Annotated in this window: 11 protein-coding genes; 10 read left to right on the forward strand and 1 reads right to left on the reverse strand. The window is 57.6% G+C overall.

From position 1 onward, the window contains the following. The first annotated feature begins 25 nt into the window (after positions 1-25). From SB725_RS26285 to SB725_RS26295, 3 genes are all read left to right on the forward strand, one after another. Positions 26-463, forward strand: a complete 438-nt coding sequence (locus SB725_RS26285) for a hypothetical protein (protein ID WP_410922809.1) — start codon at positions 26-28, stop codon at positions 461-463. Between the two features lie 98 nt (positions 464-561). Beyond that, entirely contained in the window at positions 562-1227 is a 666-nt protein-coding gene (locus SB725_RS26290; protein ID WP_194940142.1) for a response regulator, read from the forward strand. After that, positions 1203-2558: an ATP-binding protein gene (locus tag SB725_RS26295; RefSeq protein ID WP_410922810.1), complete on the forward strand. Its 1356-nt coding sequence runs from the start codon at positions 1203-1205 to the stop codon at positions 2556-2558. The genes SB725_RS26290 and SB725_RS26295 overlap by 25 nt, the downstream gene beginning before the upstream one ends. Positions 2559-2661: 103 nt before the next feature. Here SB725_RS26295 and SB725_RS26300 read toward each other — a convergent pair whose 3' ends face one another. Continuing rightward, the gene (locus tag SB725_RS26300; RefSeq protein ID WP_081743959.1) at positions 2662-2772 is read right to left on the reverse strand and encodes a DUF3606 domain-containing protein; all 111 of its coding nucleotides are present in this window, start codon (positions 2770-2772) and stop codon (positions 2662-2664) included. Between the two features lie 660 nt (positions 2773-3432). Between SB725_RS26300 and SB725_RS26305 the strand changes: the two genes are divergently transcribed. The 7 genes from SB725_RS26305 to SB725_RS26335 form a co-directional block, all read left to right on the forward strand. Further along, positions 3433-3768, forward strand: coding sequence for a phage holin, lambda family (locus SB725_RS26305; RefSeq protein WP_194940140.1), 336 nt, complete (start codon positions 3433-3435; stop codon positions 3766-3768). Positions 3769-3896: 128 nt separating this feature from the next. Continuing rightward, positions 3897-4343 carry a DUF1737 domain-containing protein gene (locus SB725_RS26310; RefSeq protein ID WP_194940139.1) on the forward strand — a complete coding sequence of 149 codons (447 nt, stop codon included), beginning with the start codon at positions 3897-3899 and terminating at the stop codon, positions 4341-4343. A 157-nt stretch (positions 4344-4500) separates the two neighbouring features. Next, positions 4501-4842, forward strand: a complete 342-nt coding sequence (locus tag SB725_RS26315) for a hypothetical protein (RefSeq protein ID WP_410922813.1) — start codon at positions 4501-4503, stop codon at positions 4840-4842. A 410-nt stretch (positions 4843-5252) separates the two neighbouring features. Continuing rightward, positions 5253-5852: a hypothetical protein gene (locus SB725_RS26320; protein ID WP_027923824.1), complete on the forward strand. Its 600-nt coding sequence runs from the start codon at positions 5253-5255 to the stop codon at positions 5850-5852. A 3-nt stretch (positions 5853-5855) separates the two neighbouring features. Then, on the forward strand, positions 5856-7856 hold the full coding sequence (locus SB725_RS26325) for a phage terminase large subunit family protein (protein ID WP_410922815.1): 2001 nt from the start codon (positions 5856-5858) through the stop codon (positions 7854-7856). Positions 7857-7907: 51 nt separating this feature from the next. Further along, the gene (locus tag SB725_RS26330; protein ID WP_027923826.1) at positions 7908-8114 is read left to right on the forward strand and encodes a phage head-tail joining protein; all 207 of its coding nucleotides are present in this window, start codon (positions 7908-7910) and stop codon (positions 8112-8114) included. After that, the coding region (locus SB725_RS26335) for a phage portal protein (RefSeq protein WP_410922816.1) at positions 8114-8709 on the forward strand (596 nt) is incomplete at its 3' end. The genes SB725_RS26330 and SB725_RS26335, both read left to right, overlap by 1 nt.

Genomic DNA, 8709 nt, shown 5'->3' on the forward strand with positions numbered 1-8709 from the left:
TTCAGACACCTATCAAGGAATCAATATGCACAGCTTCAAAATCGCTTTTCGCCACGCCGCGATCATCTCGTCTCTGTTACTGCTCGGCAGCATCGCCGGCTGCTCGAAACCAGCTGACAAACCCGCTGCCGGTGCGCCGACCACCTCTTTGAGCGCGCCGCCGCAATCGGGCTCGAAGCTGGGTGACCTGAGCGAGTTTCGCAACATCGCCGCCGACGTCAGCGCGCGGGTCGAGAAAAATGACCTGCTCGGCGCTAAGACCCGGATCAAGGATCTGGAGAACACCTGGGACTCCGCCGAAGCCGGCATCAAGCCGCGTGCCGCTGCTGACTGGCATGTGCTGGACAAGGCCATTGACCGCGCGCTGGATGCCCTGCGCGCCAGCTCGCCCAAGCAGGCTGACTGCAAGGCGGCCATGGACGATCTGCTCAAAGCCTTCGATTCGATGAATGGCAAGCAGTGATCGCAGCGCTGAACCGGCGGCGGACAAACGTCGGTTCAAGTGCTTCAATACAGGCGCGATGGCAATGGCTTTCGCGCCTTTTTCTGTCGGAGCGCTGCATGCGGATTCTGCTGGTCGAAGATGACCTGATGATTGGCGAAGCCATCGAGGCTGCGCTCAAAGAAGCCAGTTATGCCACCGACTGGGTGAAAAATGGCCTCACCGCGCTGGCGGCGCTGGACACCCAGACCTACGATCTGGTGTTGCTGGACCTCGGCCTGCCCGGCAAGGACGGGCTCGATGTGCTGGACGCCATTCGCGCGCACAACAACCCCGTGCCGTTGCTGATTATCACCGCCCGCGATGGTCTGGATGACCGGCTGCGCGGCCTCGATGGTGGCGCTGATGACTTCCTGCTCAAACCCTTCGCCATGGTCGAGTTGCTGGCACGGATGCGGGCGGTATTGCGCCGTCGCGGCGGAAACGCACAATCGTTGCTGGATAACGGCGAGGTGTCGTTGAACCTGGTTTCCAAACAGGCCTCCACCGCTCAAATCGCCGAAGTGCAGCTTTCCAGCCGCGAGTTTGCACTGTTGCAGGCGCTGTTGATCCGCCCGGGTGCGATTCTCTCGCGCAGCGAACTTGAGGATCGGATTTACGGCTGGGGCAACGAAGTGGAAAGCAACGCGGTGGAGTTTTTGATCCATGCACTGCGGCGCAAACTAGGAAACCATATCATCAAGAATGTCAGGGGGATGGGATGGATGGTTTCAAAAGGCGTTTGAGCGACTCGGTGCAGTCACGGCTTTCCATCACGCTGTCACTGGCCATTCTCATCGTCGCCTTGCTCGCCGGTGCATTCGCGTTCATCTCGGCGCTCGACGAAGCGCACGAAATGCAGGACGAAAGCTTGCGCCAGGTGGCGCTGCTGTTCGATCGCCAGCATATGACCCTGGGTTATCCCGCTGCCGGACAGGTAGTTGGCGATGACGAAGACTCCCGGATCACCGTGCAGTACCTGGCCGACAGCAGCAAAGCCGTCGGCACTGACGACGCGAGCATTCCGTTGCCCTTTCCCCTGACCCTGGCCGATGGTCTGGTAACGCTGAATATCGCCGGTGAAAACTATCGTGTGCTGGTCAGAACCACATCGGCAGGCGAACGCATCGCCGTCGCGCAGGAAGCCGACGTGCGCGACAAGGAAGCACGGGAAAGCGCCTGGCGCAGTGTGCTGCCATTTCTGATTCTGTTTCCGGTGCTGCTGTTGGTGGTAGGGGATCTGGTGCGCAAGCTGTTTCGCCCGATCGCGACGCTCTCGGCGGAAATCGATCAGCGTGACCAACAGGCGCTGCATGCGATTGATGAACAGCACCTGCCGAACGAGATCCGGCCCTTCGTTGTGGCGATCAATCGATTACTCCGCCGCGTTGCTCAGGCCATGGAGGCGCAGCGGCGGTTTATCGCCGATGCCGCCCATGAGCTGCGTTCGCCGATGACGGCGCTGTCCCTGCAGGCAGAGCGATTGGCCGCTACGCCCATGTCGGCCGTCACCCGGCAGAACTTTTTGCCATTGGCTCAGGGGATCGAACGCAGTCGTAAGCTGATTGAGCAGTTGCTCGCCCTGGCCGCCGCGCAATCAATCGCGCAACGCGCCGAGGCCGCCGTTTCGGTGCATGCAGTGTTTCGCCGAGTGCTGGAAGACCTGCTGCCACTGGCAGATGACAAAGGCATCGATATCGGCGTGGAAAGCGTCGAGGACGTGCAGGTCGTCATCAACGAACTGGACCTCTTCATCCTGATCAAGAACGTGGTGGATAACGCCATCCGCTATACCCCGGCGGGCGGACGAGTCGACCTCAGCGTCGAACGGACGGAGCAGGGCGCGCTCATCGAAATCAAGGACTCGGGTCCGGGCATTCGCGCCGAAGAACAGGCGCTGGTGTTCGATCCGTTTTACCGCAGCCTGGGGACCGGTGAAGCTGGCTCAGGGCTAGGTTTGTCTATTGTCAGCGCGATAGCCAGTCGTAATGATGCAAGTGTCACGCTTAACTATTTAGATGAACTAAGCCAAAAAGGATTGCGAGTCACTGTACGATTGAATCGACCTGTATTTTAGGTTTGGTCTACGTCCGCGATCTTCCCAGATATTGGATAGCCTTGAACCAGTTTCGCAGTGATAAATCTGTCCATCGACGACTCACCACGTCGAGCATGTATCATTAGAGTTTTTTTATGCTTTCAAGTTGACTATGGACCGCGCTAGGGGCATCGCCCACCGCTTTCACTGCGGATTTGAGCTCGCTCGTAGTTACGCCGAATTTTTTCCCCAATAATTATGCTCGAAGGTGTCGTTAGCATTGATTCTGATCTCGTCAGAGCCATTTGTGAGATTTCGTTGCTGCATAGGTTCGTCCATGATTCGCTGGGTATGAGGAATAGGATAGCCGAATCGAGGCAGTTTCAATGTTTTTGGGAAGAATTCGCAAACTCGACTGAAATCTTATGTGGTTTTTTGTCTCCGTAGCGTGCATGAGACCCTTCTGATGGCCGTTAGTGATAGCAGGTTTAACGGCTGCTATTGGCCGAATGCCACCTGTCGACCGCGGCAGCTACGGGGTGATTACTGCCTCTCACGCAGGACTGAATTGCGTAGTTTTCTCTCCATCGTGGTTAAAGAGTGATGAGCAAATTTCTTATGTGAGATGGGCAACGCGAAAGCAAACGTATGGTCGAGTTGGGTGCGATTTTTCATTTTCAGAGGAAAAGCCTTTTCCACGCGGAATAGACCTGCTTTTATAGCAGCGTGTGTTGCTGTGACGCAGCGAGACGCCTTTCAAGAACCCGACCATTGAGTCGGTTTTTTTGTATCCATTTACAAGCCCTGCCATCGAGCAGGGTTTTTTCGTTTTCGGCTCCGCCATACCCATCGCTCCAAGCTGGGAGTGCTGCTGGAGCCGAATCTATTGCGCTCCCGAAAGGGAGAAATTCGGATGACAAACATGCCCGACAAACCAGACACCTGGCTGCTTGCTCTCGCATGGCTGGGGCAGAATGCACCGACGATCTACGCCGGAGCACTGTCGTTTGTGGTGGGTGCCTTGCGCATCATTTACGGCGGTGGCACGCGACGACAGGCACTGCTTGAAGCCTCGCTTTGCACGCTGATCACCATTGGCTTGATTCCGCTACTGGAGTTCTTCGGCTTACCGCAGAACTTTGCAACGGCTGCGGGGGTGTTCATCGGTTTCCTTGGTGTGAAGAAGATTGCCGATCTAGCTGATCGGTTCGCCGACTTCAAGTTTCCTAAATCAAATTCGGCTCCATGAAGCGCTGCCCATGGGTGGTGCCTCTTGTGCTCTTGCTGTGCTATGCCACGACGGGCTAAATCCATTGTGTTGAGTCGGCTGCATGCCAGCCGCTCGCCGCTCAAACATTCAATTTTGAGGTTTAAAGAATGGCCTACACCCAATACGAAACTGTCGTTGCCAACACTCCTGAGGAGGTGACGGCCAAGCTGGCACAGGCCATCTCTGATGGCTGGCAGCCGTACGGTAGTCCTGTCTCCATCACTGAAGGCTTTCAAGTGCTCCAGGCTGTGGTGAAGGGATCGAGCAATGCCGGTGGTGCGCCAGGTGACATCACCTCGGAGAGCATCTCGGACGCCTCGGATGTTGGTAAGGCTGTGCTGGTGAGTGTCGACGCCGCCACCGCTCGTTCTGCTATCGGCAGTGGGACTTCTGACTTCTCGGGTAGCTACAACGACCTGAGCGACAAGCCGGCCATTCCCGTCGAGGGTGATGCCGCGCTGTTGGTCGCAGGCACTGACCTCGTCGCGCATACCTGGTCAGCCAAACTGATCCATGACGAAATTGCCCGTCAGATTGCAGAGATATCCCCATGATCCACAAACAAGGCATCTCGCTGTAATAGGTGATGGTCTAAGTCGACTGCCTCCCTTTCAAACGCACTCAGTGAGCTCAGCAGACGCAGCAGAACCCTATTTCTATTCTCTGGGCTCGCCATCCGGTGAGTCTTTATCGTTTCAAAGAGGTGAGTTGATGAGCCAATCCACGTTCGCTGTATACCTTCCTGATCGTTACACCCCAGTTTGCATTGAAGCGGACAGCTTCGTGCATTACGGGGGAGAGCTGGTCTTGCACAAAGACGAGCAGATGGTAGGCCGTAGTTCTGATCGTGGTTTTTTGGTTCGTTCTGATCTGGTTCGGGAGCACACCCTAAGCGATGATCTAATGCCGGGGCAGCCAGAAGGGCTGGTCGCTTCGGCTGAAACTATCGATTTCCAATATAAGCCAGCAACTGTCTGGCCATTTACAGCTGGGCTGGCGTTCGGGCTTCTTGTTGGCATCGGCACGTCGGTCGCTTTGCTTGGGCGGCTGTGAAGCGACGCCATTCGGCATGCGCAGGGGACCCTGGCAACTTCCAAGGAACACGGGGCATAAGACTCGCGCGAACGCGTTAGCGGCACCCCACCAAAGTTAGTTAACTGGTTAACTCCATTGGTTAACTGGGCTGAAAGCCTTGTGGGCTGCGGCATACAGGGCGGTTAACTTAGGAGTTAACCTAGTTAACTCGACTATCCCCTGATTCGTCTGTAAGCCATGCGGGCCGCGGCCTGCAGAGCGGTTAACTAAGGCAGTTAACCAGGTGTTAACTAAGCGATTGAAAAAACGGCCATGAATTTGGTTGAAAGCCAAGCAGACCGTGGCGTTGAGGTGGTTAACCTAGGAGTTAACCGACTAATTTACTCGGTTAACTCTCGGCCCCGCCGGGTTAACCGTAAGGTATCGACATGACAGCACTCACCAAAGCGGAGTTCGCCACTCGCCAAGGGTGGTCGAAACCCTACGTGTCGAAGTTGGCTAAGGCAGGACGCTTGGTGTTGATGGCGGATGGCATGGTGGATGTCGAGGCTACGGATCGACTCCTGTTCAGCACCGCGGATCCGAGCAAAGCCAACGTGGCGGCGCGGCACGAGCGTGAACGAATTCAGCGCAGGCCCGACGGAAATACCCCGGCCACTCACATCGCATACGAACCACCAAACACTGCTCCACTCCAGGCGCCTTTGCCTGTCGAAGGCATCCCGGATTTTCAGGAGTCTCGTGCCTACCGCGAATTTTATGAGTCACGCCTGACAGAGAGCGAGTTTCATAAAAATCGCGGCGCTCATGTTGAGTTGGAGGCCGTTAAAACGGCGGCGTACACGACGGGGCGGATGTTGCGAGATCTGTTGCTCGGCATGCCGCCACAGCTGGCACCCGAATTGGCGGCCATGAGTGATCATTGGCAAATCGAGAAGCACCTCACTGCCGCATTGCGCCGGGTGCTGGACGATGCAGAACGGATGGCCTCGACAGACCTCATCCATTCTTTGACTGCAGCGAGTTAATCCATGTCAGCGGAAATGCCCGACGGTGCAGCGGTGTACCGGGAGGCGTACTTTCGCGGGCTGCGACCCGAGCCGGATGTCTGGATCGATCAATGGGCTGACGAGTTCATGCGCATTCCGCGTGATGCAGGGGCTGCCGAACCTGGGCAGTACCGCACAGCGCGAACACCCTATGCCCGCGAGCCCATGCGTTGCCTATCGCCGGCACATCCGTGCAAGCGCGTGGTGACCATGGTGGCTTCGCAGTTGATGAAAACCCAGATCGCCTTGAACTGGATTGGCGGTCTGATCCATATGGCACCGTCTAACATTCTCACACTATTGCCCAGCCTGGGATTGGCCAAGCGAGTCTCGTCGCGCATCGGCAAGACCATCAAGGCCACCCCGGTGCTACGCGAACGGGTGGCGGCGAACCGTTCGCGTGATGCACGCAACACCATGGACACCAAAGAGTTCGAGGGTGGTTCGTTGTATGTCACCACCGCCGGCTCGGCGGCGAACCTGTCAGAGTTGTCGGCCCGTTATATCTACGGCGATGAAGTGGATCGCTGGGTTGTGGACGTGGGCGAGGAGGGCGACCCGATCGAGCTGGCTGAAACCCGGGGCAGTACGTTTGGCCGTAACGCCAAGTTTTACTTTTCCAGTTCGCCGACGATCAGAGGGGCTTCGCGTATTGCCGATCTGTTCGAGACCAGCGACCAGCGTTTTTACTACGTGCCATGCCCGACTTGCGGGCACATGCAAGTCTTGGAATGGGAGCGCCTGCATTACTCGGCGGATTGCCAACTGGCGCACTACGAGTGCGCCGGGCCCGACTGTGACGTGCTGATCGAAGAACATCACAAGGGCGAGATGTTGACCAAGGGCGAGTGGCGCGCGCATGCCACAGGTGATGGCGAAACCGTCGGCTTCAACCTCAATGCGTTGTACTCGCCTCCCGGCTGGGCATCACTGGCCAAGCAGTTCGAGAAGGCCAAAACCGCCATGTCTCGCGGCGATTTGGAACCCATGCAGGTGTTCTACAACACCCGTCTGGCGAAGGTTTGGGACAGTGCCCAGGAGCAAACCAAAGCGGATGTCCTGATGGCGCGGGCACGCCTGGAAAGCTATGGGCTGGGTTCGATGCCGTTTGCTGTGTTGATGCTCACGGCTTCGGTGGATGTCCAAGCCAACCGGCTGGAGTTCATGGTGGTCGGTTGGGGCGCCGGCATGGAGCGTTGGATCATCGACTACCAGGTGATCTGGGGCGATCCGTCCGACGACCGCACCTGGTCGGTGCTCGATGACAAACTCAAGGTGCGTTACCCCCACCCGTGTGGTGTGGAGCTGACGATCCGGGCGGCCGGCATCGACTCCGGTGGTAACCACACCGACGAGGTTTACCAGTTCTGCTGGCTGCGGCGTTGGCGCAACATCTTCGCCGTCAAGGGCGCGAGCAAGCCGGGTCGACCGGTCATTGCGCAGCGGCCATCGATGATGGATGTCACTTGGAAAGGTCAGACCGAACGTAAGGGCGTCGAGCTGTGGTTCGTCGGCACTGACACCGCCAAAGATTGGATCTACAACCGCTATCCAGTGGAGGACGGTCCCGGTGCATTGCACTTTGCCAACGACCTGCCCGATGATTTTTTTGCCCAATGTGTCGCCGAACGCAAGGTGACCCGTTACGTCAAAGGCTACAAAAAAATTGAATGGGTCAAGGGCAAAGCGGAGCGTAACGAAGCCCTCGATTTGATGGTGTACAGCCTGGCGATGGCGCATTACTTGGGCTTGAATCGCTACAAGGAACACGACTGGGAGCGGGTGAGAAATGCTCTGTTTCAGGCGGCGCCACTGGGCGAGAAAGCTGTCACGTTTGAGCGTGTCAGCGCTCCGGAGATATCACGGCAGCCAACTGCAGATCCCGCACCGCCACCGGTCAAGTCAGCCGGAGCACCGGTGCTGATTGCACGCCCCCCACAGCGTCGCACCTCCAACAGCGGCTACCTGAAAAAACGACGCTGAGTGAAAACGCTCAGTTGCACACCCCGTTGTCTTTTACTTTAGAGCGATCCCATGGCCTTTACCCAACAGCAACTCGATGCGGTCGAGAAGGCAATCGCGCGCGGCGAAAAAATCGTGCGCTACGCGGATCGCAACGTTGAGTACCGCGACATCGACGAACTGCTCAGGGCACGCGATGAAATTCGCAGCTCGCTGATTGCGGCGGCTGGTCCTCGGTCGCGCATCGTACGGCTTTATCATGGAGGCAAGGGACTGTAATGGCTCGTCACTTTCCCACCTTGGGCCGCAGCGGTTTCCTGATTCCGTCGAACATCAAGGCCAGTTACGAAGGGGCCGCCGAAGGGCGTCGTTCCGCGAGTTGGGATGCACCCGACGCCGGCTTCAACAGCATTGCGATTCCGGCGTTGCGCAACCTGCGCTCACGTTCCCGCGCAGCGGTGCGCAATGACCCGTACGCCTTCAACGTCATCGATAAACGGGTCAGCAATCTGATCGGCACCGGCATCACGCCGCGGCCCAAAACCCAAGACGATGAACTTCGGCACCTGCTACAGGAACTCTGGGCCGATTGGGCAGAAGAGTCAGATGCCGATGGTCTGACTGACTTCTACGGACAACAGGCCCTGATCGCGCGGACCGTGGAAACGGCCGGTGAATGTTTTGTTCGCTTGCGTCCGCGCAGCCTCGACGAAGGCTTGGTGGTGCCGTTGCAGCTTCAGGTGCTGGCCCCGGAATTTGTGCCGCACGACAAGTTCGAGGCGGCGCGCAATGGCAACGTTATCCGCGCCGGGATCGAGTTCACTCCGGACAGCCGTCGGGTAGCGTATTGGATGTACCGTTCGCATCCCGGAGA

Origin of the sequence: Pseudomonas sp. SIMBA_041, from assembly GCF_046535095.1 — a bacterium.
In the GTDB taxonomy this organism is placed as follows: domain Bacteria; phylum Pseudomonadota; class Gammaproteobacteria; order Pseudomonadales; family Pseudomonadaceae; genus Aquipseudomonas; species Aquipseudomonas mucoides.

Bases quoted from the DNA above. Each gene is read 5' to 3' on its own strand.
- SB725_RS26285 (WP_410922809.1), top strand. From the start codon at position 26: ATGCACAGCTTCAAAATCGCTTTTCGCCACGCCGCGATCATCTCGTCT.
- SB725_RS26290 (WP_194940142.1), top strand. From the start codon at position 562: ATGCGGATTCTGCTGGTCGAAGATGACCTGATGATTGGCGAAGCCATC.
- SB725_RS26295 (WP_410922810.1), top strand. From the start codon at position 1,203: ATGGATGGTTTCAAAAGGCGTTTGAGCGACTCGGTGCAGTCACGGCTT.
- SB725_RS26305 (WP_194940140.1), top strand. From the start codon at position 3,433: ATGACAAACATGCCCGACAAACCAGACACCTGGCTGCTTGCTCTCGCA.
- SB725_RS26310 (WP_194940139.1), top strand. From the start codon at position 3,897: ATGGCCTACACCCAATACGAAACTGTCGTTGCCAACACTCCTGAGGAG.
- SB725_RS26315 (WP_410922813.1), top strand. From the start codon at position 4,501: ATGAGCCAATCCACGTTCGCTGTATACCTTCCTGATCGTTACACCCCA.
- SB725_RS26320 (WP_027923824.1), top strand. From the start codon at position 5,253: ATGACAGCACTCACCAAAGCGGAGTTCGCCACTCGCCAAGGGTGGTCG.
- SB725_RS26325 (WP_410922815.1), top strand. From the start codon at position 5,856: ATGTCAGCGGAAATGCCCGACGGTGCAGCGGTGTACCGGGAGGCGTAC.
- SB725_RS26330 (WP_027923826.1), top strand. From the start codon at position 7,908: ATGGCCTTTACCCAACAGCAACTCGATGCGGTCGAGAAGGCAATCGCG.